Source organism: Sphingomonas plantiphila, from assembly GCF_046000505.1.
Classification (GTDB): Bacteria; Pseudomonadota; Alphaproteobacteria; order Sphingomonadales; family Sphingomonadaceae; genus Sphingomonas; species Sphingomonas plantiphila.
In genome coordinates, this window is the sequence record NZ_JBELQC010000001.1 from 1,791,232 (window position 1) to 1,815,243 (window position 24,012).

The following is a 24,012-nucleotide window of genomic DNA, read 5'->3' on the forward strand; positions in this document are numbered from 1 at the left end:
TCAGTCTTTCCCCCCAACCGGAACAACGGTGACCGCGTTGCCCCGTGAAACCTTGACGATCGGGCCCACGCCCACGGGCGCTGCGCCCGGATATCCCCCCGCAGCCGACGCAGGTGCGCCGGTCATGCCGCCATTGTTGTCGCGCGCCTTGCCCGGCACGGTGCTGCGCTGGAACCGGGAGACATCGGCACCGGTCGAAAACGTACTGCGACCTTCGACAGGGCGCGCCGCGACGCGTGCGAGCATCGCCTTCTCCGCCTTGGGATCGTCGCCGTCCGGCAGCGATACCTCTCCGGATGCGATCGCCTCCTCGAGTTCACCGGCATTGTCGGCGATCGAGCGCAGCGAGAGCGAGAGCGAGCCCAGCGTCTGCGCGACCGCGATCTTTTCGGCGATGCGCGGCGTCGCTTCGACCGTCACGGTCGAATAGGTCGCGACGACGGTATTGCCTTGTTCGTCCTGCTGCTTGTCGGTGCGCTGGTCGGTGGCGAGTACGCGCAGGTTGCGCAGCACCGTCTCCGATGCCTTGAGCGGTGGGCCATCGCCGCCGCCCGGCACCGCCTGGGTGAGGATCAGGTCGACGCGATCTCCCGGGAAGACGAAGCCCGCAACGGCCGCCTGCGCCGACACCGGCACGGTCACGGCACGCATGCCAGGTCCCAGTGCAGCCGCGAGGAACCCGCGGTCGCCCGGCTTGACCAGTGCGCCCTGCGTCAGCGGCTGCCCGGCGGGAATCGCAAAGCGGACCACCGTGCCGGGGAGCTTCGCCAGATCGGTATCTTCCTTCTTGAAATACGCGCCTTCGACCAGATCCTTGGGCCAGGCGACGAACTTCATCGAATCGGGGCCGAGGATCGTCCCGACCGGCAGCGCACGCGTGGCAACCAGCACTTCGACGCCATCGATCGGGGCCGGCTGACCGGCGACCGGGACGGCGCCCGCAACGGGCGCGCCCGATCCGCTCATCAGGCTGCGCGCCATGAACGCGGTGATCGCGGCAACGATCAGCGCGCCGACCAGCAGAATGATCTTCCGTCCATCCATGACGTCTCAGGCCTTTTCTATCTCGGACCGGGTTGAGCCGGCGTTAAGCATCTACGCTAAGGGGTTAAGAATCGGTTCGCGCAGCGTGAGAAGCGCGGCGATGGCGATCGCGATGCCATAGGGAATCTCGGGCGGCTCGCTGCGGCGCCGCGCCCATTTGTCGATCAGCATCAGCAGCGTGATCGCGCCGCCCGCCAGCGACATGATGACCAGCAGGTTCACGAATTGCGTGAAGGGAAACCACAGCGCGATCGCCGCGATCATCTTGACGTCGCCCCCGCCCATCATCCCGAACTGGAACGCGAGCGCGAACAGCGCGAACGCCCCGGCGGCCATTGCCGCCTGAACCGCCATGTCCGGCCAGGGCGACAGCCCCATCGCGAACCACCAGGGCAGTGCCAGCAGCGCGATCGCGGCGTTCTTCCGGTTCGAAATCTCGCGGATGCGCGCGTCCTCGATCCCGGCCGAAACCAGGATCAGGACCAGCAGGCCCAGCAGAAGTGCAGGCGCAAATTCCCCCATCGCAACCTAATCCCTAGACGCGAGGGCTTTCCAAACCGTAACCAGCGCGCATGACAGCTTCCCCATTCGATCGCCGCGCCATCCCCGCTGGCGCCCAGGTGACCCGCTGGACCACCCGCGACGGCTGGTCGCTGCGGTGCTTCGCCTGGCCTGCCAGCGGCACGCCGCGCGGGTCGATCCTGTTCCAGGGCGGGCGCGGGGATGTGTTCGAGAAATATCTCGAGGCATTCGCGCACTGGCAGGCGCGCGGCTGGACGATTACCTCGTTCGACTGGCGCGGGCAGGGCGGATCGGGTCGAATGACCGATGCCGGCAATTGCGGGCATATCGACGATTTCGCGCGCTATATCGCCGATTTCCGCGACTTTGCGGGCGAGTGGCAGGCGGCGACGCCGGGGCCGCATATCATCATGGGCCATTCGATGGGCGGCCATCTGGTGCTGCGCGGGTTGGTCGAGGGTGCCACGCGGCCCGATGCCGCGGTGCTGATCGCGCCGATGCTGGGGCTGAAATCGCCGATGGGCGCGGCTCTGGGCGAGCGGCTCGCGCGCATCCTGGGCGGCGTTGGCGATAGTTCGCGACCGGCATGGAAGGCGAACGAGAAACCCTACACGACCGACACCCGCGAATCGCTGCTGACCCATGACGCGGATCGGTACCAAGACGAATTGTGGTGGCAGGCGCAGAATCCGGGGAACGTCACCGGCCCGCCCAGCTGGAAATGGCTGATCGAGGCATTTCGATCGACCCGCGAACTGCGTGCCAGCCCGGCACTCCGCCAGATGAGCGTGCCGGTACTCGCGCTGATCGCCGAAGCCGACGGGCTGGTCGATGCCAAGGCGGCGATCGCCACAGTCGGCAAGCTCCCCGATGCGCGCATCGTGCGGTTCGGGAAGGAGAGCGCGCACGAGATCCTGCGCGAGGGCGACAAGGTGCGCAATCGCGCTCTCGGGGAAATCGACCTGTTCCTTGAGGCGCGGGCGCGACGCGGATGACCCGGTACGACGTCGCGATCGTCGGCGCGGGCATCGCGGGCGCGAGCCTCGCGGCAGAGATCGCCCAGCATGCGCGGGTGCTGATCCTGGAGGGCGAGTCGCAGCCCGGGTATCACGCCACGGGTCGATCGGCCGCCTTCTGGTCCGAGACCTATGGCGGTCCCGACATTCAGCCGCTGGTGACCGCATCGGGTGATTTTCTGCACAATCCGCCGGCGGCAATGGGCGGTGAGAGCTTCCTGGCGCCGCGCGGCGAACTGTTCATCGCGACCCGGGCCGACCGCCATGTCCTCGACGGGTTCGTCGCGAAATTCGCGGAGGCGGGGGTGGTGCTGGATGAGGTCGATCCGGCGACCTATTGCCCCGGCATCCGCCCCGAATGGACCGAAGCGCTCTACGACGTGACGTGCAGCGATATCGACGTCGCGCGGCTGCACGGCGCCTATCTGGCCGTGGCGCGGCAGGCGGGTGCCGAACTGGTGTGCAATGCGGCAGTGACCGGCCTGTCTCGCGATGGGCATTGGACGATCGCCACCCGAGCGGGCGCTTTCGCAGCCGATGTGCTGGTCAACGCCGCGGGTGCGTGGGCCGAAGCCCTTGGGCGGATGGCGGAAGCGCGCCCGACCGGAATCGCGCCGCTGCGGCGCACAATGGTGCAACTGCGCGTCGACCCGCCTGCCCCCGGGACGCTGCCGCTGGTCCGCGACGCGCACGAGCGCTTCTACTTCAAGCCCGAATCCGGCGGACGCATCTGGCTGTCGCCGCATGACGAGATCCCGACCGATCCGTGCGATGCCGCGCCGGAGGAAATCGATGTCGCCATCGCGATCGACAAGCTTGCCAGCGCGGTCGACTGGCGGGTCGAGGCGGTCGAGCGGCGCTGGGCGGGGTTGCGCACCTTCGCCCCCGATCGCAAGCCCGTCTATGGGTTCGACCCCGCCGTCCCCAGCCTGTTCTGGTGCGCCGGACAGGGCGGTTTCGGTATCCAGACCGCGCCCGCCGCGTCGAAGCTGGCGGCGGCGATGCTGCTTGATACGCCGGTCGATCCGATCGCCGCGCATCTCGACCCGGAGCGTTATTCGATCCGCCGTCTTCGCAGCTGACGGGCAAGGGGCAATCGCGGAAGCGGCGAACCTAAGCCTTCAGCGCCGCGTCGCTCGCGAGTTGATCCGCCCGCTCATTGTCCGGGTGGCCAGCATGCCCCTTTACCCACTGCCATTCGATGCGGTGCGGCTTGGCCGCGTCGAGCAACTCGATCCACAGGTCGGAATTCTTCACCGGCTTCTTGTCCGCAGTACGCCAGCCGTTGCGCTGCCAGCCCTTGATCCACTTGGTCAGCCCATCCATCACATAGCGGCTGTCGGTCGACAGCTTGACCCGGCACGGCTTGTTGAGCGCCTTAAGGCCCTGGATCGCCGCCATCAATTCCATGCGATTGTTGGTCGTGTGTGCTTCGCCGCCCGACAATTCCTTCTCGGTCGCACCCGCGCGCAACAGGACGCCCCATCCGCCGCGCCCGGGATTGCCCTTGCACGCGCCGTCGGTGGCGATTTCGACCAGGGGGAGTTCGGTGGTCATGCGGAATGGCTCATGGCTTCGTAGTGACGGAGGCGGCGGACATAGGCGAGCGGATCCTTGCGCGTGACGAGTGCATCGGCGGGGGTGTTGATCCAGTCGAACGCGCGCGAGAGGGCGAACCGGATACAGGCGCCGCTAGCCAGCAACGGGAAGGCCGCGCGTTCGGCATCGCTGAGCGGAAAGCGCGATTCATAGCCGCGCAGCAACGCGTCGCCGATCTCGTGGTGATATTCGGCACCTGTCGCGCCGAAGCTCCATGCGCTGTGCATGATCGCCAGATCGTAGATCCGGATATCGGTGCTCGCGAAATAGAAGTCGATCAGGCCGGTCACCTGTTCGCCCAGCATCAGGACATTGTCCGGAAACAGATCGGCATGGATGGCGCAGCGGTCGAAGCCGTCGCGCGGCCACGCCGCTAGCACCCGATCGAGCGCCGCGCCCAACTCGGCGTCCAGCCCGGGGGCAATGTCATCGAGACTGGCGCCACACCGTTCGAACAGCGGACGCCAGCTCTCGATCCCCATCGAATTGGGGCGGTCCTCCCCAAAATCGGCAACGGCGAGATGCATGTCGGCCATCGCGCGCGCCGCCGCTTCCGCCTGTCCGGGTGTCGGGTGCGACAGCGATACGCCGGACAGGAACTTGATCAGGCATGCCGGCCGCCCCTCCAGCTCCTGAATGGCCACGCCCGCGCGATCCGGTATCGCGGGCGGCACCGGCAAACCCTTGGCATCGAGATGGGCGAGCAGGCTCATGAAATAGGGGAGGTCGCCCGCATCGACCCGCTTTTCATACAGGGTCAGGATGAACCGGCCGCGGGTCGTGTCGACCAGATAGTTGCTGTTCTCCACCCCCTCGGCGATGCCCTTTGCCGAAACGAGTTCGCCGACATCGTAACGCGCAAGGAAGGCCGCGAGCGATTCGGCCGGGACTTGCGTATAGACTGCCACCGATTCCTCCGTCTGTGCTGAGCCTGTCGAAGCGCTGAAGCACGCCGGTAGGAGAAAAGACTGCCCTTCGACAAGCTCGGGGCGGGCGGATGGGGATTACGCCGCCTCAAGCCCCTTGGGCAGTTTGAACGCGATCGTTTCCTGCGCCGTCTCGACCAGTCGCTCGGCCACGTCGTAGCGCGTTGCGATCCGGTCTATTACCTCGCGCACCAGCACTTCCGGTGCCGAAGCGCCTGCGGTGATGCCGAGCGTGCCGACACCCCATAGCCAATCGAAATCGAGATCGTCGGCGCGTTGGATCAGCTTTGCGGTCGTCCCCTCGCGCTCGGCCACTTCGGCGAGCCGCAGCGAATTGGACGAATTGGGCGCGCCGATGACGAGGACCAAGTCGCAAGAACCGGCGATCGCGCGGACCGCAGCCTGGCGGTTCGAGGTGGCGTAGCAGATGTCGTCGGCCTTGGGCGCGACGATGCCCGGAAAGCGCTGCTGCAGGATTGCCAGGATTGCCGCCGTATCGTCCACCGACAGCGTGGTCTGGGTCAAGAAGGCAAGATTGTCGGGATCGGCCGGCGCGACGGTCTCGGCGTCCGCCTCGGTCTCGATCAGCGTCATCGCGCCGTCGGGCACCTGCCCGAAGGTGCCGATCACCTCCGGGTGTCCCGCATGGCCGATGAACAGGATGTGGCGGCCTGCCGCCACCAGCCGCTCGGCCTGTCGGTGCACCTTCGATACCAGCGGGCAGGTCGCGTCGAGATAGGAAAGGCCGCGATTCTGCGCTTCCGTCGGGACCGATTTCGGTACGCCGTGCGCCGAGAAGACGACATGGACGCCGTCGGGTACCTGGTCGAGTTCGTCGACGAAGATCGCGCCTTTGGCCTTCAGCGTGTCGACGACATATTTGTTGTGCACGATCTCATGCCGGACATAGACCGGCGCGCCGTGCAGTTCGATCGCACGCTCGACGATCTGGATCGCGCGGTCCACCCCCGCGCAGAAGCCGCGCGGCGCGGCGATGAGGAGGTCGAGAACGGGCTTTTCGGTCGCGGTCATCGCGGTCGCCTTACGCGATCCTGCGGCGGTGTGAAAGGCGCGGCTTGCCCCGTTGCGGGATGCACCGGCGCTGCCTATGGTGCCGCCGCCGGGCCCGGTCCGCCAGATAATGGCGCGGGCGCGGCGTTCTTGTTCGGGAAAGGTGCCCCAGTTGAAACTCCGTAACCTCGCTATCGCCGCTTCGATTCCGCTGGCGCTGGGTGCCTGCGCCCGGTCGGGCGACATTGCCGAGGGGGGCATTACCGCAGTCCGCTCGGCGTGCCCGCGCGTCGGCGTCCCGGCGGGGACGGGCGACATCACCCTGTTCAACCCGGCGGACAGCACTGCCGCGAGCGCGATCGACGTCACCGCGACGCTGACCAACGTCACGTCGACCTGCGACGATTCGGGTGAGATGATCCGCACCGACATCGCGTTCGAGGTGCTGGGCGGCCGTCGTTCGACCGAGGGTGCGCGCGAAGTGACGCTGCCGTATTTCGTGACGGTGGTGCAGGGGGGCAGCTCGGTCGTTTCCAAGCGGGTCGCGCAGGTGACGCTGCGGTTCGAGCCGGGCCAGCTGCGCGCGCAGACGCGTGGCACCGCGACCAGCTATGTTTCGCGCGCGGCGGCGACGCTGCCCGAGGATATTCGCCGCCAGATTCTGGCGAAGCGCAAGGCGGGCGACGAAACGGCGGCGATGGACCCCCTGGCCCGCCCCGAAATCCGTCAGGCCGTGCTGCGCGCCACGTTCGAGGCGCTGGTCGGCTTCCAGCTGACCGACACTCAGCTCAAATATAACGCGACACGCTGATTTGTCGGGCCCCGCTCGCGCGGCGCGCGCGGCACCGGCCCGCTCCCCCACCCGGCCACCCATTTCAGAATATCCTGCCGATGGGTGGCCGGGTGGGGGAGCGGGCCGGTGCCGGAAACCAGACAAACGCCAACTTCCCGATTGACTCCGCCTGTGCGGCGCAGCATTCCGGCTGCGTCGGCATCGGGCGACCGGTGAAGGCACGCGCGGGAGAGTTTGCGGGTCTCCGGACCCGGAACGCCGAAGGAGCAACCGCCCCGGAATCTCTCAGGCACCAGGGACCGCGCGGGCCACGACACTCTGGAAAGCGCTTGCCTCGTCAGGGGTGAGCCACCGAAGGGGTAAGTCCCGGACACGCTCCGGGATCAAAGCTCTCAGGTTCCCGTGACAGAGGGGGCGACGGATGAATGGCCGCGTTGTGCGGAATTCCGTCGTCAATTCTGGAGCACGCGCGTGACCGATACCCCTGATACCGTAGCGGGAGAGCCCGAGTTCATCGAAGAGCTGATGCTGCTCCCGCTCGACGCCTGGCATCGCGCGCGCGGCGGGCGGATGGTGCCGTTCGCGGGCTATGAGATGCCGGTCCAGTATGAAGGCATCATGGCCGAGCACCAATGGGTGCGCGAATCGGCGGGGCTGTTCGATGTCAGCCACATGGGCCAGCTGTTTTTGTCGGGCGAAGGCCTCGACGCCGAGCTGGAGAAGCTGATCCCGGCGGATGTGGCGGGCGTCGCGGTAGGGCAGCAGAAATACTCGCTGCTGCTCGCCGAAAATGGCGGCATTCTCGACGACCTGATGTTCAGCCGCTGGCCGGGTGGCATCTACATGGTCGTCAACGGCGCGTGCAAATGGGACGACATCGCCCATCTGCGCGAGCATCTGCCCGACTCAATCGAGATCAACCACATGGACGAGCATGCGCTGATGGCGCTGCAGGGTCCCAAGGCGTTTGACGCTCTGAACCGCCATGCGACGGGCGAATACCCGCTCGATGCGCTGGTGTTCATGAAAGGCGGCAAGTTCGAGATCGCCGGTGTCCCAGCCTATATCAGCCGCTCGGGCTATTCAGGCGAGGACGGGTTCGAAATCTCGATCCCTGCGGAGGACGCCGCGAAAGTCGCCGACCTGCTGTGCGGCGAACCCGAAGTGAAGCCGATCGGCCTTGGCGCGCGCGATTCGCTGCGGCTCGAGGCCGACCTGCCCCTCTACGGCCACGACCTCGACCCCGAGACGACGCCGATCATGGCGGCGCTCAACTTTGCGGTCGCGAGCAAGCGGCGGCGCGAGGAAGCCAATTTCCCCGGGGCCGAGCGGATCCTGCACGAGCGCGAGAACGGCCCGATTCAGCGCCGCGTCGGCCTGATCGTCGAGGGGCGCCAGCCGGTGCGCGAGGGTGCGCTGGTGCTGGACGATGCCGGCAACGAAGTCGGCCGCGTCACCAGCGGCGGCTTCGCCCCGACCGTGCAGAAGCCGATCGCGATGGCCTATGTTCCGACCGCGATGGCCGAAATCGGCACGCGCGTGACGCTGAGCCAGCGCGGCAAGATTCATCATGGCGAAGTGGTCGCCATGCCCTTCGTCCCCCATCGTTACGTTCGTGCAGGAGCATCGAAATGAGCCGTTACTTCACCGAAGACCATGAGTGGATCGACGTCGACGGCGACACCGCGACCGTCGGCATCACCGATTATGCGCAGAGCCAGCTGGGCGACATCGTGTTCGTCGAAGTGCCCGAAGAGGGCAAGTCGGTCGGCAAGGGCGACGACGCCGCGGTGGTCGAGAGCGTCAAGGCGGCGAGCGACGTCTATGCGCCGGTCAGCGGCACGGTGGTCGAGGGCAACCCCGCGCTGGAGGAAAGCCCCGCGCTGGTCAACGAGGACCCCGAGGGCGAAGGCTGGTTCTTCAAGATGACGCTGAGCGACACCAGCGAACTCGACGGGCTGATGAACGAGAGCGCCTACGCGGACTTCGTCAGCAAGCTTTGAGTCCTGGTGGTCGCCCCGGCCCTGTGCCGGGGTCCACCGGGAGATAAGCGCAGTTCGGGAGGCGCAAGCTTCGCCCCTGCGTCACAGTGGACCCCGGCACAGGGCCGGGGTGACGAGTTTGTTTTTTGGCCAATGGCCGGAGAAGTGAATTGCGCTACCTTCCCCTTACCCCGTCCGACCGGCAGGCGATGCTCGCCGCGGTCGATGCCGCGACGATCGATGACCTGTTCGCGGACGTGCCCGAAAGCGCGCGGCTGTCCGGCCCGGTCGCCGGGCTGCCGATGCACGCCAGCGAGCTGGCGGTCGAGCGGCATATGTCGAGGCTGGCGAGCAAGAACCTGTCGGCGGGGGAGGCGCCCTTCTTCCTCGGCTGCGGCGCCTATCGCCATCATGTGCCGGCGAGCGTCGATCACATTATCCAGCGCGGTGAGTTCCTGACCGCCTATACGCCGTACCAGCCGGAGATCGCGCAGGGCACGCTGCAGGTGATGTTCGAGTTCCAGACGCAGGTCGCGCGCCTGCTCGGCACCGATGTCGCCAACGCGTCGATGTATGACGGATCGACTGCGTGCTGGGAGGCGATCGGCATGGCACGGCGCATCACCAAGCGCGCCAAGGCGGTGCTGTCGGGCGGGCTGCACCCACATTATGTGTCGGTCGCGAAGACGATGGCGAAGTACACCGGCGACACGCTGGTCACCGCCACGCCCGAACTGACCGCCGAGCCCGATACGGCGAAGCTGCTCGATCTCATCGACGACGACACCTCGTGCGTCGTCGTCCAGTATCCCGACATTCTCGGCCGCATTGGCGACCTGTCCGACCTCGCGGCGGCGTGCCAGGCGAAGAAGGCGCTGCTGGTCGCGGTGGTGACCGAGCCGGTGGCGCTGGGGGCGATCAAGTCGCCGGGCGAGATGGGCGCCGACATCGTCGTCGGCGAAGGCCAGTCGATCGGTGTCGGGCTGCAGTTCGGCGGGCCCTATGTCGGCCTGTTCGGGTGCAAGGACAAATATGTCCGCCAGATGCCCGGCCGCCTGTGCGGCGAGACGGTGGACGCCGAGGGCAAGCGCGGCTTCGTGCTGACGCTGTCGACGCGCGAGCAGCATATCCGGCGCGAGAAGGCGACGTCGAACATCTGCACCTCGTCCGTGCTGTGCGCGCTGGCGTGGTCGATCCACATGACGCTGCTGGGCGAGAAGGGGCTGCGCCAGCTCGCTGCGATCAACCATGCCGGGGCAAGCACGGCGGCGGATCGTCTCGCCAAGGTGCCGGGGGTCGAGCTGGTGACGCCCACCTTCTTCAACGAGTTCACGCTGAAGCTGCCCAAGGAAGCACGCCCGGTCGTGCGCGAACTCGCCGACAAGGGCATTCTCGCCGGCGTGTCGCTGGGGCGGCTCTATCCGGGCGCGGACGCGCTGGCCAACGGACTGGTCGTCGCGGTTACCGAAACCACCACCGCGGAGGATGTCGAGACCCTTGCCGCCGCGCTTGAGGAGGTACTGGCATGAGCACGATCAACCAGTCGGGCTGGCGTCCGGAGATGAACGCGGTCGAGGGCGGCGCGGGGGCCACCTTCACCGGCAACCGCGCGTTGATGCTGGAAGAGGCGCTGATCTTCGAGATCGGCGCGCTCGATACCACCGGGGTCGATTTCGAGCCCTGTGCTCCTGCGAAGGCAGGAGCCCAGAGTGGCGAAGACACCGCGTTTGGCTCTGGACCCCTACTTTCGCAGGGGAACAGGTTGGCTGGTTTGGAACGCCACCGCGACATCGGCCTGCCGGGCCTGAGCGAGCCCGAGGCGGTGCGTCACTATACGCGCCTCAGCCGCCAGAATTACGGCATCGACCTCGGCTTCTTCCCGCTGGGGAGCTGCACGATGAAGCATAATCCGCGGCTCAACGAGCGCATGGCGCGGCTGCCCGGCTTTGCCGATATCCATCCGCTCCAGCCGGTCGACACGGTGCAGGGCGCGCTGGAGGTGATCGACCAGCTGGCGCACTGGCTGGTCACGCTCACCGGCATGAAGGCGGTGGCGATGTCGCCAAAGGCGGGCGCGCATGGCGAGCTGTGCGGTATCCTCGCGATCAAGGCGGCGCTGGAAGCACGGGGCGAAGATCGCCGCGTGGTGCTGGTCCCCGAAAGCGCGCACGGCACCAATCCGGCGACTGCCGCATTCGCGGGCTTTACCGTCGAGGACATTCCCGCGACCCCGGACGGGCGCGTCGATGTCGACGCGCTCACGGCGCGGCTGGGGCCGGACGTGGCGGGGGTGATGATCACCAACCCCAACACCTGCGGGCTGTTCGAGCGCGACCTCAAGACGATCAGCGACGCGGTGCACGCGGCGGGCGGATACGTCTATTGCGACGGCGCCAATTTCAACGCGATCGTCGGCAAGGTGCGCCCCGGCGACCTCGGCGTCGATGCGATGCACATCAACCTCCACAAGACCTTTTCCACCCCGCATGGCGGCGGCGGGCCGGGCTCGGGGCCGGTGGTGCTGTCGGAAGCGCTGGCGCCGTTCGCGCCGCTGCCGTTCGTCGAGAAACAGGGCGACCGCCTCGCGCTGATCGAGGAAGAGACGGCGGACGAGCATCATGGCGAGAGCTTCGGCCGCATGGTCTCGTTCCACGGCCAGATGGGCATGTTCACGCGCGCGCTCACCTACATCCTGTCGCATGGCGCCGACGGGTTGAAGCAGGTGGCCGAGGATGCCGTGCTCAACGCCAATTACGTGCTGCGCGCGCTGGAAGGCGTGCTCGACGCGCCGTTCGCGAAGAGCGGGCCGTGCATGCATGAGGCGATCTTCAGCGACCGCGGGCTCGCCGAGGGCTTCTCGACGCTCGACATCGCCAAGGGGCTGATCGACGAGGGCTTCCATCCGATGACGGTGTATTTCCCCCTGGTCGTGCACGGCGCGATGCTGGTCGAGCCGACCGAGACCGAGAGCAAGGCGACGCTGGACCAGTTCATCGGCGCATTCCGCGCGGTGGCCGAGCGCGCCAAGGCCGGCGATGCGGCGCTCAAGTCCGCACCGCACTTCGCGCCGCGGCGGCGGCTCGACGAGACCCAGGCCGCGCGCAAGCCGGTGCTGGTGTGGAAGGAACCGGCTCAGGCGCAAGCAGCTGAATAAGTCAGTATTCGCACAGGTCGTTTCGGGTTAGGCCTGCTCGACCCGGCGCGCTGGCGCCGCAAGACGGGGGATGCGCATGAGCCGAACGACCTTTGCCGCGATGCTGATCGCGCTGACCGCCACGCCGCTGGCGGCGCAGACCTATGACCCGCGCATCCCCGCCGCGGAAGCCGAGGCCGACCGGGCCGAGGCGCAACGCATGTACGAGGCACAGCGTCGGCGCGATCAGGACGAAGCCGATCGCGTGGCGAAGACCAACCTCGATCGTCAGGCCGATTACGACCTCTACATCGCCCGGCAAAAGGCCGACTATGAGGCGAAGATGGCCGCATGGCGCGCCGACGTCGCCCGGCGCGATGCCGAAGCGGCACGCGTGCGGGCCGATTGGGAAGCGCGCGTGGCGCGGTGCAAGTCGGGTGATCGGTCGGCCTGCAGGCCCAAGTGATCCGATCGATTTGATGGCAGCACGGTCGATCGGTTAGCCTTTCGGAAAGAGGGGGGCTCATCGATGATTCGGGTGCTGATACTGCTTGCCGCCGGGGCGCTGTGGCCCGCTCAGTCGCGCGCGCAAGCCGCGCCGACCACCGATGCTGCCCGGATCGAAGCCTTTCGCGACTTCGCCAAGGCGTATCGTGCCGAGCACCGCGTGCTCAGCTTCTCCTGGGCGATTGCCAAGGGCGATCGGATCATCGCCGCAGAAGGGATCGGTTGGCAGGATCACGACGCGGAAGAGAAGACGACCGCCGACACCACCTATCTGGTCGCGTCGATCACCAAGACCTTCTCGGCAGCGACGCTGATTGCGATGGATGCCGACGGGATCATCGATCTCGACGATGACTTTACCAAGCTGTCCGACTGGAAGGGGCGATGCAACTGGCTGTCGAGCAGCGGCATCGTGTTCGGCGGCGGGGTAAAGCTGGAAGATGGCTATGTGCCGCCCAAGATCGACTGTTCGGCGAAGCTGACGCTGCGCAACGTGCTGCAGATGCGCGTGCTTGGGACGCCGGGCACCAACTTCCTCTACAACCCGATCGTCTATGGCCGCCTCGCCAACTGGGTCGAGGAACAGACCGGCAAGCCGTTCGACTATTGGGTGCGCCGCTACGTCATCGACAAGGCCGGGCTGAAGGACGTCGCCGCGGGGTGGCGGGATACGCAGGGCGGGCTGGCGCTCGTCAACCTCGCGCCGCCGTTCAAGCATGTCCCGCCCGAGGTGGACGAGGATCAGCTCGAGCCCTCGCCCCTGCCCAATCCCGAGATGAATGCGTCGAGCGGGATCATTGCGAGTGCGCGCAGCCTTGCGCTCTACTCGATCGCGCTCGACCAGGAGCGGATCCTGCCGCGTCGCCTGCTCACCGCGATGTGGACCCCTGCGGTCAATCCCGATGGCACGGAGGCTGGCTACGCCTATGGCTGGTGGACCCAGCGCTGGCGCGGGCAGCGGCTCGTCTGGCACGGAGGGTGGTGGCCCGATGCCTATGCCGGGCTGCTGCTCAAGGTGCCCGACAAGAAGCTGACCCTGGTGCTGCAGGGCAATACCGACGGCCTGAACTGGGGCAATCGGCTGTACGTCGCCGAGGTGGAGAAAAGCCCGCTGGCGCTCAAATTCCTCGAACTGTTCGCGCAGTGAGCGATTCGACTCCCTGGATCGTCGCGGAGGACACCGGGGCGGAACGCAAGCACGCGCCCGCGACGCTGCGCAACCGCGACGCGATCGTCGCGGAATTGCGCACGCTGTTGCCCGATCGCGGCCTGGTGCTCGAGGTGGCGAGCGGCAGCGGCGAACATGCCGCCTATTTCGCCGCAGCCTTTCCCGACCTGACCTGGCAGCCGAGCGATCCCGACGCGGCGGGACGCGCCTCGATCGCCGCCTGGTCCGCCGGGCTCCCCAATGTCGAGCCGCCGTTCGACCTCGACGCGGCAGCGCCGGTCTGGCCGATCGACGCCGCCGACGCGCTGCTGTGCATCAACATGGTGCACATCAGCCCGTGGGAGGCGACGCTGGGGCTGCTCCACGGCGCGATGCGGCTGTTGCCGCCCGATGGACCGCTGATCCTCTATGGCCCCTACCGCCGCGCCGATGTGGCGACCGCGCCGTCCAACGAAGCGTTCGACCATTCGCTCCGCGAGCGCGACCCGCGCTGGGGCCTGCGCGACGTCGCCCAAGTCACCGACGCGGCGGAGCAGCGTGGTCTTCGGTTCGCTGCCCTGATCGAGATGCCCGCCAACAACCTCATGCTGGTGTACCGGAAATGACCGAACGCGAGACCACCCGGACCGACAATTTCACCGACGCAGCGTTCGCATTTGCGGTGACGCTGATGGTGGTGGGCGGCGGCGGCGCGGCGGGGGATGGCGGAACGCTCGAGACCGCCGTCGCCGCGATCCCGAGTTTCGTGATCGGCTTTGCGATCATGGCGATGTTCTGGTGGTCGCATGTCCGCTGGCGTCGGCTGCGCGGGACGGGCGACGCGCGGTCGTTGCTGCTGACGCTGCTGCTCGTCTTCACCGTACTGATCTATGTCGTGCCGCTACGCGCGATGGCGGCGTCGTTTGCGGCGTTTCTGGCGGGGGATTTTGCGGGCTATCGCGGAAGCCTCAGCCGGTTGTTCACCGTCTATGGGCTCGGCTTCACCGCCATGTCCGCGATCACCGCGGCCTTGTACAACGATGTGCGCCGCAAGCCCGATCTGTCACCGGACGAGGCGCGTGAGGGGCGGGGTCAGGTCGGGATCTGGTCGATCCTTGCCGCGACCGGGTTCGCCTCAACGGTGTTGGCGATGGTCCCCGGTTTCGCGCCGATCGCTCCGTTTCTCTACGCCACGCTCCCCATCAGCATTGGGATCTTCTCCTGGCGCTTCAACTGGAGTGGTGCGCCGGGCAAGGCCAAGCCGCTGCTCGCGCCAGGCGATGTAGAGGCCGCTGGCGACGATGATCGGCGCGCCGAGCCAGGTCCAGGGGCCGGGCAGCACGCCGAACAGGAAATAGCCGTAGAGCGTGGCCCATAACAGGCTGGAATAGTCCATCGGCACCACCGCCGAGACAGGAGCGAAGCGCAGCGCGGCGGTGAGCGCGAGCTGGCCCGCGCCGCCGACCAGCCCGATGCCGATCAGCATCGCGAACGTCGCCATGTCGTGCCCCTGCGCGAAGAACGGATAGGCGATCGCGAGCGGCGGGATCGACAGGGTCGAAAACCAGAAGACGGTCGTCGCCGGTTGCTCGGTCCGGCTCATATGGCGCAGCTGGATCGCGATCAGCGCGACGAAGAACGCCGCGGTGAGGCCGACCAGCGCGCCGGTAAGCGGGATACGCCCGTCGCCCGGCTGGGTGACGATCAGCACGCCGGCGAAACCGGCAAGCACCGCGCTCCAGCGGCGCCACCCGGTCGCCTCGCGCAGGATCAGCGCGCCGAGCAGCGTGGCGAAGATCGGCGCGGTGAACGACAGGGTCGTCGCCTCGGCCAGCGGAAGCAGCATTACCGCGCCGAAATTGAACACCATCCCGGTCAGGCCGATCATCGTGCGGTTGAGGTGCAGCTTGAACCGCTGCGTGCGCAGCGACGCGAAGCCGGGCCCGGCGGCAACCCAGGCGAGAATGAAGGGGATCGCGAACAGCTGTCGGAACAGCAGGATTTCGCCGAGATGGGCGCCGCGCACCTCCACCAGCTTGATCAGCGCGCCCATCGTCGAAAGCATGACGATGGCAACGAGGCGCAGGCCCAGGCCCGTCAGGATGCGATCGTTGTGCACGTGCGAACGGGTAGGGACGCGCGCCGTGCAGGGCAAGCCGTGAAGAGGCGTGACGGGCCGGATTTCCCGCGCTAATCGCGTCGGCATGATCAAACGCGCACTCAACGTCACCCGCGAAGCGGACTTCGCCGCCTGGTACCAGGCCGTCATCACCGAAGCCGACATGGCCGAGGAAAGCGGCGTACGCGGGTGCATGGTCATCCGGCCATGGGGCTATGGCATCTGGGAGCGGATCCAGCGCCTGCTCGACGATCGCATCAAGGCGACCGGCCACGACAATTGCTATTTCCCGCTGTTCATCCCGCTCAGCTATTTCGAGAAAGAGGCCGAGCATGTCGACGGCTTCGCCAAGGAGATGGCGGTCGTCACACATCACCGGCTGATCCAGAAGGACGGCAAGATGATCCCCGATCCCGAGGCGAAGCTGGAGGAGCCGCTGGTCGTGCGCCCCACGTCGGAGACGGTGATCGGCGCGGCGTTCAGCCGCTGGGTGCAGAGCTGGCGCGACCTGCCCGTGCTGATCAACCAATGGGCCAATGTCGTGCGCTGGGAAATGCGCACGCGCATGTTCCTGCGCACCGCCGAATTCCTGTGGCAGGAAGGGCATACCGCGCACGCTACCGTCGACGAAGCGCGCGACGAGACGATGAAGATGCTCGAAGTCTATCGTAGCTTCGCCGAGGAATGCGTCGCGATGCCGGTGATCGCGGGCGAGAAGCCCGAGAACGAGCGCTTCCCGGGCGCAGTCGCGACCTACAGCATCGAGGCGATGATGCAGGACGGCAAGGCGCTTCAGGCCGGCACCTCGCACTTCCTCGGCACCACCTTCAGCTCGGCGCAGAACATCAAGTTCCAGAATGCCGAAGGGCAGCAGGAACTGGCGCAGACGACCAGCTGGGGCATGTCGACGCGGATGATCGGCGGGCTGATCATGGTCCATGGAGACGATGACGGCCTGCGCGTGCCGCCGCGGATCGCGCCGTGGCAGGTCGTGATCGTGCCGATGCTGCGCGATACCGACGAGGACGCGGCGCTGCTCGACTATTGCAAGGACCTGCAGCAGCAGCTGGCGAAGCTGTCGGCGTTCGGCGAACCGGTGCGCGCACTGCTAGACGCGCGTCCGGCGAAGGCGGCGACCAAGCGCTGGGGCTGGGTCAAGAAGGGCGCGCCGATCGTGATCGAGGTCGGCGGGCGCGACATGGCGGGCGGCAACGTCTCGGTGATCCGCCGCGACCGGCTGTATCGCGAAGACGGCAAGCTCGACAGCGTTGTGGTTGCTAAGGGGGACTTCGCGGCTGGTGCGGCAGCAATGCTGGAGGAGATCCAGGCCGGGCTGCACGCCGATGCGCGCGCGCGGATGGATGCCAATATCGTGCGCGGGGTCGAAAGCTTCGACGCGCTCAAGGCGCATTTCGAAGGGTCGGGCAAATATCCCGGCTGGGTCGAGGTGCAGTGGGCCAGGCCGGAAGGCGCCGAGCTGGACGCGGTGGTCGAGCGGATCAAGGCGCTCAAGCTGACCTTCCGCAACGTGCCCCTCGACGCTGCACCGGCGGACGGGGCATGCGTCTTTACCGGCAAGCCTGCGGTCGAGCGGATCTTGGTCGCGCGCGCCTATTGATCGGCGGAAAGTCCGCCCGGGAGGTTGGGAATGGCGGTCGTTCAATCGGTACCGATCACGCGAACGGCACGGGCGCGGCACAAGATCGTCGCTGCGTTCTGCGCGCAACATGCGATCACCCCGCTCGACACGATCCTGTATACGCCGTCGCCCGAATTGAAGCCGGTGTTCGACAAGATGATCGCCCAGCGGGTGATCCGGCGCGAGGCGCAGGGTTATTACTGGCTCGACCTGCGCGCGCACGATGCGGTGATCGTGCATCAGCGGCGCAAGATGGTGCCGGTCGCGATCGCGGTTTCCGTGGTCCTCGCGCTGGTGGTGATGCTGTTCTTCTACCGCGGCTAGCCGGTCACCGCGAAGGTCAGACCGGCATTTGCCTCGAGCCTGGCCTTGAGCGGTTCGGCCATCAGCGCGCCGGGGGTCCACACGCCGCCCGCGCCCTCGACATCGCGGATCAGGCACAAGGCCGCCTCCGCGATCATCTTGCTGGTCGAGCCATAGCCGGGATCGCGGTCGCCGGTGACGGTGCAGGTCAGCGTCTCACCGGTCGGCATCTCGGCGATGAAGTCGATCTCATAGAAGCCGGAGTCGCGCTCTTCCTTCGACGGCCCTTCGCCGGGGGCCGGGCCTTTGTCGGCATTCATCGGGTTCATCTTCGCGATCGCCTCGGCCGCGGCCTTGCCCATTTCGCCAAGGCCGGGCGCGACCATCATCTCGTCGTAGCGAAAGTCGGTGCCATAGGGGTGGCCAGCAAGCAAATTGGTGCGGTGGACATTCTTGGTGTTGATCACCGCCATCACGAAGGGCGCCACCCAGCCCCCGACCGCCTCGTCATATTCGGGCATCACGCCCTTGGGCTGGTCGGGGCCGGTGAAGCCCGGCGTGAGCGCGAAGGGATCGAGCAGGATCTTGAACACCGCCGGGTTTTTCGCCGCCGCGGCAGCGGTCGCCTTGCCGCTGGCGAAGGTTCCGCCCGAAAAGGTGCCCTGCATCTTGCGCACGCGCCCCTTCACGCGCGGCGCCGGGCGCCCCCATTTGGCGATCGCCGCCTGCTCGACGGTCCACACGCCGAGATCGAACGGGATCGAATCGAACCCGCACGACAGCACGATGCGCGCGCCGCTGGCCTTCGCCGCATCCTGATGCCGCGCGATGACGTCGTGCATCCAGTTGGGTTCGCCGCACAGATCGACATAGCCCGTGCCGGTCTCGACACAGGCCGCGACGAGGTCGTTGCCATGGATCTGGTAGGGGCCGACCGTGGTCAGGACGACCTTGGCGCGGGCGGTGAGTGCGCGCAGCGCGGCAGGATCGTCGGCGTTGGCGGTGAGCAGGGGCGTATCGGCGGCGGCGCCGATTTCGTCCCGCACCGCCTGCAATTTGGTCAGCGAGCGACCGGCCATCGCCCAGCTCAGGCTGCCGTCGCCGTAACGCTGCGCCAGATATTCGGCGACGAGGCGGCCGGTGAACCCGGTGGCGCCGTAGACGATCAGGTCGAACTCGCGGGTCATGCTATCCTCTCCGATTTTTGCCGAGCGTACCGTGGTTTCGAATTGTTGGGAAGCCAGGCGCGGGGTGCGGCGATGCAGCCGGTGGCCTTGAAACTGCGCCATCGCTCCCCGACTATCGGCAACGCTGTCCACCGAAAGCTCAAACGATGTCGTTCTCAGGTTCGTCCGATCTTGCGCAGTTTCGCGTGCAGCGGCATTTCGCCGATCACCGGGCGGTGTCGCCGGATACCGCGATCGAATATGCGCCGGGGCCGGTGGAGCGTCGGGCGTTCGACCGGCTGCGCGCCTCGGGCGTCATTCGCGAGGCGCATCCGGCGCATTACTGGTTCGATCTCGACCGGATGGGGCATGACCCGCGGAAGAAGCGCAACCCCAAGGCCTATGTCGCGGCGGCGCTGGGGGCGATCCTCGCGCTGATCGCGATCTGGGTGTTTCGCGGCTAGGACGGGTCGTTGAACTGCAGGCTGGCGAGGCGGGCGTAGAGGCCGCCCTTGCCGACCAGTTCGGCGTGCGTGCCGGTTTCGACGATCCGCCCTTCGTCCATCACCACGATCCGCTTCGCCGCGCGGACAGTGGCGAGGCGGTGGGCGATGACCAGGGTGGTGCGCCCCTGCATCAACCGGTCGAGCGCGTCCTGCACCAGCCGTTCGCTTTCGGCGTCGAGCGCGCTGGTCGCCTCGTCCAGCAGCAGGATCGGGGCGTCGCGCAGCAGCGCGCGGGCGATCGCGATGCGCTGGCGCTGGCCGCCCGACAGGCGCGCGCCGTCCTCGCCCAGAAAGGTGTCGAGACCCTGGGGCAGGTCGCGCAGGAACTCGGCCGCGTTGGCGGCCTCGGCCGCCTCCCAGATCTGCTCTTCGCTCGCGTCCCAGCGCCCGTAGCGCAGATTGTCGCGCGCGCTGGCGGCGAAGATCACCGTTTCTTGCGGTACCATCGCCATCCGCGCTCGGACCTCCGCCGGATCGGCGCGGCGCAGCGGGACGCCATCGACGCGGACCTCGCCGCCTTCGGGGTCGTAGAAGCGCTGGACGAGCTGGAACAGCGTCGACTTGCCCGCGCCGGATGGGCCGACCACCGCGACGGTCTCGCCCGGGGCCACCGACAGGTTGAAGTCGGACAGCGCCGACACCTCAGGGCGGGTCGGATAGCGGAAGGTGACGCCCGCGAAGTCGATCGCGCCCTGTGGCGGCTGGGGCAGCGGGAGCGGATCGTCGGGGGCCGCGATCTCCGGCTCCTCCGACAGCAATTCGGCGAGCCGTCCGGCGGCGCCCGACGCGCGCAGCAGATCGCCATAGACTTCGGTCAGCGCGCCGAACGCACCGGTGACGAGGCCGGCGGTGATGACGAAGGCGGTGATCGATCCGCCCGAAATCCGCCCCTGCGCGACGCCGTACACCGCATCCCACATGATCAGCGTGATCGCTGTGAACAGCGCGAAGATGACGAGCGCGGTCATGATCGCACGCGTGGCGAAGCGTGCGCGCGCCGTGGCGAAGCCGCGATCCACCGCGTGCTGGAAGCGCTCGCTCTCGCGCTCTTCCTGCCCGAACGCCTGGACGATGCGCATCGCCCCCAGCGTTTCGGACGCGATCGACCCGATATCGGCGACGCGGTCCTGACTGGTGCGCGAGAACCGGCGGACGCGCCCGCCGAGCCACATGATCGGAAGCACGATCACCGGGATGCCGACCAGCAGATAGGCGGCGATCTTGGGTGCCAGCACGAACAGATAGATGGTCCCGCCGACGGCGATCAGCAGGTTGCGCAGCGCGACCGAGACGGTCGTGCCGACGATCTGCTCGACCACCGCCGTATCGGCGGTGAGGCGGCTCGCGATTTCCGACGGGCGGTTCTCCTCGAACCAGCGCGGCGGCAGGCGCAGCAGGTTGCGGTGCACCGCGGCGCGCATGTCCGCGACCGTGCGCTCGCCGAGCCACGAGACGAAATAGAACCGCATCGCGGTGGCGAAGGCCAGCACGACGACGACCAGCAACAGCCCCTGGAAGTAGATGCCGATCTGACTGGGGTCCGCGCCTGACGCGAAGCCCTTGTCCACGACTTCCTTGAAGGTGCGGGGAATCCACAGCGTCGCGCCGGCCGCGAGCAGCAGCGAGAGGATCGCGAGGCCCAGCTGGAGCGGATAGCGGCGGGTATAGCCCCACACGATCGTCAGGCTGGACAGCTTGCGCGGCGGCTGTGCGGGTGTGGGAACGGGCGGGGCGGGGGGCGGTGCGGGCTCGGCCATGGCGCCGCGTAGCGCGATGGTGGTCGCAAGGGAACCGGTTTGAGTCGGCGCGGGCCTAGGGCGCTCGGCTAAGCTGCCGCCCGCTCCGGATCGAAAAACGGGTACGCCGCGTTTGCACTGCAGCATGAGGCCGCTATAACTTATATCCGACCGTCGTTTTGGCCCCGGTCGGGGTGGGGAATCTGATTGCCGATGTTGTACAATGCCTATGAACTTCAGCGCTCGATGCTGGCGGGCGCGAGCGCGCTGGCGAATTTCAGCGCGGGCCTGCTGAACAATCCGGCCAATCCCTTTGCCTATTTCGGCGGCGGTCCGATCCTCGCCTCCGCGCTGGAGGTGTTCGCGCACGCCGCCGCCCCGCGCGGCAAGCCGGAATTCGGGCTCGACTTCACGACCATCGGCGGAAAGCGGGTCGATGTCCGTGAGGAAATCGTGCTGCGCAAGCCGTTCGGGCAGCTCAAGCGATTCGTGCGCGACGGCGTCGAGGGTGGCCCCAAGCTGCTGATCGTCGCTCCGATGAGCGGGCATTTCGCGACGCTGCTGCGCGGAACGGTCGAGCGGATGCTGCCGGTCGCGGACGTATACATCACCGACTGGCGCGATGCGCGGCAGGTGCCGCTCGCCGACGGCCGCTTCGATCTCGACGATTATGTCGACTATCTGGTCGAATTCCTGGAAACGATCGGAGCCGAAGGGGACAAGCGCCCGCACGTGCTGGCGGTGTGCCAGCCCTCGGTCCCGGCCTATGCCGCGGTTGCGCTGATGAATGCGGACAAGCATCCCAACACGCCGCGCACGCTCAGCCTGATGGGCGGGCCGATCGACACGCGCGAGGCGCCGACCGCGGTCAACACGCTGGCGACCGAGCGGCCGCACAGCTGGTTCAGCCAGAATGTCATCGCGACGGTTCCGGCAACCTATCCCGGTGCCGGGCGGACGGTCTATCCGGGCTTCCTCCAGCTCGCTGGGTTCATGACGATGAACCTCGGCAACCACATGAATTCGCACTGGGAGATGTTCAAGCATCTCGTGAAGGGCGATGGCGAGAGCGCGGAGTCGACGATGCGCTTCTACGACGAATACCGTTCGGTCTGCGACATGACGTCGGAATTCTACCTCCAGACGATCGACGTGGTGTTCCAGAGCCACGCGCTGCCCAAGGGCGAGATGATGCACCGCGGCCGCCGCGTCGATCCCGCCGCGATCACCGATACCGCGCTATTGGCGATCGAGGGCGAGAAGGACGATATCTCGGGGCTCGGCCAGACCAGGGCCGCGCTCTCCATCGCGACCAAGCTGCCCGAGAAGATGAAGAAATATCACATGGCGCCGGACGTCGGCCATTACGGCATCTTCAACGGCAGCAAGTGGCGCACCAGGATCGCCCCCGTGCTCGAGGCGTGGATCGCGGCGCACAGCGACTGAACGCCCGGCTCAGTCGTAGCCCAGCATCAGGAATTCATAGGCGAGCAGCGCGATCAGCGCCCACAGCGCAACCACGATCGCGATGCCCCATCTGCTGACCGGCCGGGCCGACGCGGCTTCGGCGGTGGCGCGATGCTCGGCAAGCAGCGCAGCGGGCACCAGCTTTTCGAACAGCCAGACCCCGGCGGGGATCAGCAGCGCATCGTCGACAAGGCCCAGCACCGGAATGAAGTCCGGGATCAGGTCGATCGGCGAGAGCGCATAGGCAGCCACCAGCAATCCCACCAGCTTCGCGAGCAGCGGCGTGCGCGGATCGCGGACGGCAAGCCAGACGGCATGCGCCTCGACGCGGATACGGTGCGTGAAGCTCGATCCCATAAGCCGGGCATTATGCGCACCACGGCGGGCGTCAAGCGGCTGCGGACGGTTGCATTGAGGACGAAAGCCGCCAACAAACGGGTATGAACGAAACCGACCCCATTCGCGCGCTGATCGATGCGGGGCAAATCGACGCGGCGGTGGCGCAGGTGGAAGCCGGCGCGCGCGGCGGCGATCCGGCCAGCCTGTGGCGGCTGGCCGACTGGCGCGTGTTCGGCCTGTACGGACCCCAGGATTTCGGCGTCGCGCACCGGGCGCTTGCCGCGGCCGCCGAAAGGGGAATGGCTCAGGCCGGGCGTGCGCGGGCCTATCTCACGGCGGCGGGGATCGGCTGCGCACCCGATTTCGAGGGTGCGGTGACGATGCTGCGCGCGCTGGACGATGCCGAGTCCGACCGGCAACTGGCTATGCTGGAGCGCGCGCCGGTGTTGGAAGACACCCTGGCCGCGCCACGCACGATCCTGAGCGAGCGCCCGCTGATCGTGCGGATCACCGGCTTTGCGAGCATAGAGGAGTGCGATTATCTCACGGCGCACAGCGCGGCGGAACTGCGCCCGGCGCTGGTGGTCGATCCCGCCACAGGGGAGGGCAAGCCCGATCCGGTGCGGCGTTCGGACGCGATGTCGATCCTGGCGCTGGACGAGGATCTGGTCATCCACAACCTCAACCGCCGTATTGCCGCGGCGACGGGCACATCGACGCGGCAGGGCGAACCGCTCAACATCCTGCGCTATGCGCCGGGCCAGGAATTCCGGCGACACCACGATGCCTATGCCGGCGTCCCCGGGGCGTCGCAGCGCATCCTGACCGCGCTGATCTGGCTCAACGACGACTATTCGGGGGGCGAGACGGTGTTCACCGAACTTGGGCTGCGCGTGGCCGGGCGGAAGGGCGATGCACTCGTGTTTCGCAACACGCTCGACGATGGCCGCCGCGACGAGCGCGGCTGGCACGCGGGTGCGCCGGTGGAGCGCGGCGAGAAGTGGCTGGCCAGCCGCTGGATCCGCGCCGGGGCCTGTACGCCCGAGTAGCACCGATG

Annotated in this window: 24 protein-coding genes, 1 pseudogene and 1 riboswitch; of the genes and pseudogenes, 16 read left to right on the forward strand and 9 right to left on the reverse strand. The window is 67.3% G+C overall.

Annotated features, from left to right (window positions below; all coding sequences use genetic code 11):
- Together cpaB and ABS767_RS08530 are read right to left on the reverse strand one after the other, a co-directional pair.
- Positions 1–1,044 carry a Flp pilus assembly protein CpaB gene (gene cpaB / locus ABS767_RS08525; RefSeq protein ID WP_408077922.1) on the reverse strand — a complete coding sequence of 348 codons (1,044 nt, stop codon included), beginning with the start codon at positions 1,042–1,044 and terminating at the stop codon, positions 1–3.
- A 51-nt stretch (positions 1,045–1,095) separates the two neighbouring features.
- Entirely contained in the window at positions 1,096–1,566 is a 471-nt protein-coding gene (locus ABS767_RS08530) for an A24 family peptidase (RefSeq protein ID WP_408077923.1), read from the reverse strand.
- A 50-nt stretch (positions 1,567–1,616) separates the two neighbouring features.
- Between ABS767_RS08530 and ABS767_RS08535 the strand changes: the two genes are divergently transcribed.
- Positions 1,617–2,561, forward strand: a complete 945-nt coding sequence (locus tag ABS767_RS08535) for an alpha/beta hydrolase (RefSeq protein WP_408077924.1) — start codon at positions 1,617–1,619, stop codon at positions 2,559–2,561.
- Positions 2,558–3,664 (forward strand): NAD(P)/FAD-dependent oxidoreductase, encoded by a 1,107-nt coding sequence (locus tag ABS767_RS08540; RefSeq protein ID WP_408077925.1) that lies wholly within the window; start codon positions 2,558–2,560, stop codon positions 3,662–3,664. The genes ABS767_RS08535 and ABS767_RS08540 overlap by 4 nt, the downstream gene beginning before the upstream one ends.
- A 31-nt stretch (positions 3,665–3,695) precedes the next feature.
- Here ABS767_RS08540 and rnhA read toward each other — a convergent pair whose 3' ends face one another.
- From rnhA to ispH, 3 genes are all read right to left on the reverse strand, one after another.
- The gene (rnhA, locus tag ABS767_RS08545; protein WP_408077926.1) at positions 3,696–4,139 is read right to left on the reverse strand and encodes a ribonuclease HI; all 444 of its coding nucleotides are present in this window, start codon (positions 4,137–4,139) and stop codon (positions 3,696–3,698) included.
- Positions 4,136–5,089: a homoserine kinase gene (gene thrB / locus ABS767_RS08550; protein WP_408077927.1), complete on the reverse strand. Its 954-nt coding sequence runs from the start codon at positions 5,087–5,089 to the stop codon at positions 4,136–4,138. Before thrB ends, rnhA begins: the two co-directional genes overlap by 4 nt.
- Before the next feature lie 96 nt (positions 5,090–5,185).
- Entirely contained in the window at positions 5,186–6,139 is a 954-nt protein-coding gene (gene ispH / locus ABS767_RS08555) for a 4-hydroxy-3-methylbut-2-enyl diphosphate reductase (protein ID WP_408077928.1), read from the reverse strand.
- A 151-nt stretch (positions 6,140–6,290) separates the two neighbouring features.
- Between ispH and ABS767_RS08560 the strand changes: the two genes are divergently transcribed.
- From ABS767_RS08560 to ABS767_RS08600, 9 genes and pseudogenes are all read left to right on the forward strand, one after another.
- On the forward strand, positions 6,291–6,929 hold the full coding sequence (locus ABS767_RS08560; RefSeq protein ID WP_408077929.1) for a hypothetical protein: 639 nt from the start codon (positions 6,291–6,293) through the stop codon (positions 6,927–6,929).
- A 197-nt stretch (positions 6,930–7,126) separates the two neighbouring features.
- A riboswitch (glycine riboswitch) is annotated at positions 7,127–7,223 on the forward strand.
- 159 nt (positions 7,224–7,382) lie between these two features.
- Positions 7,383–8,546, forward strand: coding sequence for a glycine cleavage system aminomethyltransferase GcvT (gene gcvT, locus ABS767_RS08565; protein ID WP_408077930.1), 1,164 nt, complete (start codon positions 7,383–7,385; stop codon positions 8,544–8,546).
- Positions 8,543–8,914, forward strand: coding sequence for a glycine cleavage system protein GcvH (gene gcvH, locus ABS767_RS08570; RefSeq protein WP_408077931.1), 372 nt, complete (start codon positions 8,543–8,545; stop codon positions 8,912–8,914). The genes gcvT and gcvH overlap by 4 nt, the downstream gene beginning before the upstream one ends.
- A gap of 149 nt (positions 8,915–9,063) precedes the next feature.
- Positions 9,064–10,422, forward strand: a complete 1,359-nt coding sequence (gene gcvPA / locus ABS767_RS08575; protein ID WP_408077932.1) for an aminomethyl-transferring glycine dehydrogenase subunit GcvPA — start codon at positions 9,064–9,066, stop codon at positions 10,420–10,422.
- The gene (gene gcvPB, locus ABS767_RS08580; protein WP_408077933.1) at positions 10,419–12,047 is read left to right on the forward strand and encodes an aminomethyl-transferring glycine dehydrogenase subunit GcvPB; all 1,629 of its coding nucleotides are present in this window, start codon (positions 10,419–10,421) and stop codon (positions 12,045–12,047) included. The genes gcvPA and gcvPB overlap by 4 nt, the downstream gene beginning before the upstream one ends.
- Positions 12,048–12,123: 76 nt before the next feature.
- The gene (locus ABS767_RS08585; RefSeq protein WP_408077934.1) at positions 12,124–12,492 is read left to right on the forward strand and encodes a hypothetical protein; all 369 of its coding nucleotides are present in this window, start codon (positions 12,124–12,126) and stop codon (positions 12,490–12,492) included.
- Positions 12,493–12,555: 63 nt separating this feature from the next.
- The gene (locus tag ABS767_RS08590) at positions 12,556–13,680 is read left to right on the forward strand and encodes a serine hydrolase domain-containing protein (RefSeq protein WP_408077935.1); all 1,125 of its coding nucleotides are present in this window, start codon (positions 12,556–12,558) and stop codon (positions 13,678–13,680) included.
- Entirely contained in the window at positions 13,677–14,306 is a 630-nt protein-coding gene (locus tag ABS767_RS08595) for a DUF938 domain-containing protein (RefSeq protein ID WP_408077936.1), read from the forward strand. Before ABS767_RS08590 ends, ABS767_RS08595 begins: the two co-directional genes overlap by 4 nt.
- A pseudogene (locus ABS767_RS08600) lies at positions 14,303–14,554 on the forward strand (TMEM175 family protein); the annotation flags it as partial. The gene ABS767_RS08595 and the pseudogene ABS767_RS08600, both read left to right, overlap by 4 nt.
- Before the next feature lie 261 nt (positions 14,555–14,815).
- Here ABS767_RS08600 and ABS767_RS08605 read toward each other — a convergent pair.
- Entirely contained in the window at positions 14,816–15,799 is a 984-nt protein-coding gene (locus tag ABS767_RS08605) for a DMT family transporter (protein ID WP_408077937.1), read from the reverse strand.
- An 85-nt stretch (positions 15,800–15,884) separates the two neighbouring features.
- Here ABS767_RS08605 and proS point away from each other — a divergent pair, with 85 nt between their 5' ends.
- Together proS and ABS767_RS08615 are read left to right on the forward strand one after the other, a co-directional pair.
- A complete protein-coding gene (gene proS / locus ABS767_RS08610; protein WP_408077938.1) occupies positions 15,885–17,417 on the forward strand; it encodes a proline--tRNA ligase in 1,533 nt (510 codons plus the stop codon).
- A 30-nt stretch (positions 17,418–17,447) separates the two neighbouring features.
- Entirely contained in the window at positions 17,448–17,762 is a 315-nt protein-coding gene (locus ABS767_RS08615) for a hypothetical protein (protein WP_408077939.1), read from the forward strand.
- Here ABS767_RS08615 and ABS767_RS08620 read toward each other — a convergent pair.
- The gene (locus tag ABS767_RS08620; RefSeq protein WP_408077940.1) at positions 17,759–18,928 is read right to left on the reverse strand and encodes a saccharopine dehydrogenase family protein; all 1,170 of its coding nucleotides are present in this window, start codon (positions 18,926–18,928) and stop codon (positions 17,759–17,761) included. The genes ABS767_RS08615 and ABS767_RS08620 overlap by 4 nt on opposite strands.
- Before the next feature lie 146 nt (positions 18,929–19,074).
- Between ABS767_RS08620 and ABS767_RS08625 the strand changes: the two genes are divergently transcribed.
- Positions 19,075–19,371 carry a hypothetical protein gene (locus tag ABS767_RS08625; RefSeq protein WP_408077941.1) on the forward strand — a complete coding sequence of 99 codons (297 nt, stop codon included), beginning with the start codon at positions 19,075–19,077 and terminating at the stop codon, positions 19,369–19,371.
- Here the strand turns inward: ABS767_RS08625 and ABS767_RS08630 are convergent.
- The gene (locus ABS767_RS08630; protein ID WP_408077942.1) at positions 19,368–21,170 is read right to left on the reverse strand and encodes an ABC transporter transmembrane domain-containing protein; all 1,803 of its coding nucleotides are present in this window, start codon (positions 21,168–21,170) and stop codon (positions 19,368–19,370) included. The two genes, ABS767_RS08625 and ABS767_RS08630, sit on opposite strands and share 4 nt — an antisense overlap.
- Positions 21,171–21,362: 192 nt before the next feature.
- Between ABS767_RS08630 and ABS767_RS08635 the strand changes: the two genes are divergently transcribed.
- Complete coding sequence (locus tag ABS767_RS08635; RefSeq protein WP_408078675.1) at positions 21,363–22,595, forward strand: polyhydroxyalkanoate depolymerase; 1,233 nt, start codon at positions 21,363–21,365, stop codon at positions 22,593–22,595.
- A gap of 9 nt (positions 22,596–22,604) precedes the next feature.
- Here the strand turns inward: ABS767_RS08635 and ABS767_RS08640 are convergent, their stop codons facing one another.
- Positions 22,605–22,973, reverse strand: a complete 369-nt coding sequence (locus ABS767_RS08640; RefSeq protein ID WP_408077943.1) for a YkvA family protein — start codon at positions 22,971–22,973, stop codon at positions 22,605–22,607.
- An 83-nt stretch (positions 22,974–23,056) separates the two neighbouring features.
- On the opposite strand from ABS767_RS08640, the gene ABS767_RS08645 reads away from it, so the two are divergent.
- A complete protein-coding gene (locus tag ABS767_RS08645; RefSeq protein WP_408077944.1) occupies positions 23,057–24,004 on the forward strand; it encodes a prolyl hydroxylase family protein in 948 nt (315 codons plus the stop codon).
- The last annotated feature ends 8 nt before the right edge of the window (positions 24,005–24,012 follow it).

Bases quoted from the DNA above. Each gene is read 5' to 3' on its own strand.
- ABS767_RS08590 (WP_408077935.1), top strand. From the start codon at position 12,556: ATGATTCGGGTGCTGATACTGCTTGCCGCCGGGGCGCTGTGGCCCGCT.
- ABS767_RS08530 (WP_408077923.1), bottom strand. From the start codon at position 1,566: ATGGGGGAATTTGCGCCTGCACTTCTGCTGGGCCTGCTGGTCCTGATC.
- ispH (WP_408077928.1), bottom strand. From the start codon at position 6,139: ATGACCGCGACCGAAAAGCCCGTTCTCGACCTCCTCATCGCCGCGCCG.
- ABS767_RS08620 (WP_408077940.1), bottom strand. From the start codon at position 18,928: ATGACCCGCGAGTTCGACCTGATCGTCTACGGCGCCACCGGGTTCACC.
- ABS767_RS08615 (WP_408077939.1), top strand. From the start codon at position 17,448: ATGGCGGTCGTTCAATCGGTACCGATCACGCGAACGGCACGGGCGCGG.
- ABS767_RS08540 (WP_408077925.1), top strand. From the start codon at position 2,558: ATGACCCGGTACGACGTCGCGATCGTCGGCGCGGGCATCGCGGGCGCG.
- ABS767_RS08535 (WP_408077924.1), top strand. From the start codon at position 1,617: ATGACAGCTTCCCCATTCGATCGCCGCGCCATCCCCGCTGGCGCCCAG.
- ABS767_RS08630 (WP_408077942.1), bottom strand. From the start codon at position 21,170: ATGGCCGAGCCCGCACCGCCCCCCGCCCCGCCCGTTCCCACACCCGCA.
- ABS767_RS08640 (WP_408077943.1), bottom strand. From the start codon at position 22,973: ATGGGATCGAGCTTCACGCACCGTATCCGCGTCGAGGCGCATGCCGTC.
- ABS767_RS08585 (WP_408077934.1), top strand. From the start codon at position 12,124: ATGAGCCGAACGACCTTTGCCGCGATGCTGATCGCGCTGACCGCCACG.
- proS (WP_408077938.1), top strand. From the start codon at position 15,885: ATGATCAAACGCGCACTCAACGTCACCCGCGAAGCGGACTTCGCCGCC.
- ABS767_RS08645 (WP_408077944.1), top strand. From the start codon at position 23,057: ATGAACGAAACCGACCCCATTCGCGCGCTGATCGATGCGGGGCAAATC.
- gcvPB (WP_408077933.1), top strand. From the start codon at position 10,419: ATGAGCACGATCAACCAGTCGGGCTGGCGTCCGGAGATGAACGCGGTC.
- rnhA (WP_408077926.1), bottom strand. From the start codon at position 4,139: ATGACCACCGAACTCCCCCTGGTCGAAATCGCCACCGACGGCGCGTGC.
- ABS767_RS08635 (WP_408078675.1), top strand. From the start codon at position 21,363: ATGTTGTACAATGCCTATGAACTTCAGCGCTCGATGCTGGCGGGCGCG.
- gcvH (WP_408077931.1), top strand. From the start codon at position 8,543: ATGAGCCGTTACTTCACCGAAGACCATGAGTGGATCGACGTCGACGGC.
- cpaB (WP_408077922.1), bottom strand. From the start codon at position 1,044: ATGGATGGACGGAAGATCATTCTGCTGGTCGGCGCGCTGATCGTTGCC.
- ABS767_RS08625 (WP_408077941.1), top strand. From the start codon at position 19,075: ATGTCGTTCTCAGGTTCGTCCGATCTTGCGCAGTTTCGCGTGCAGCGG.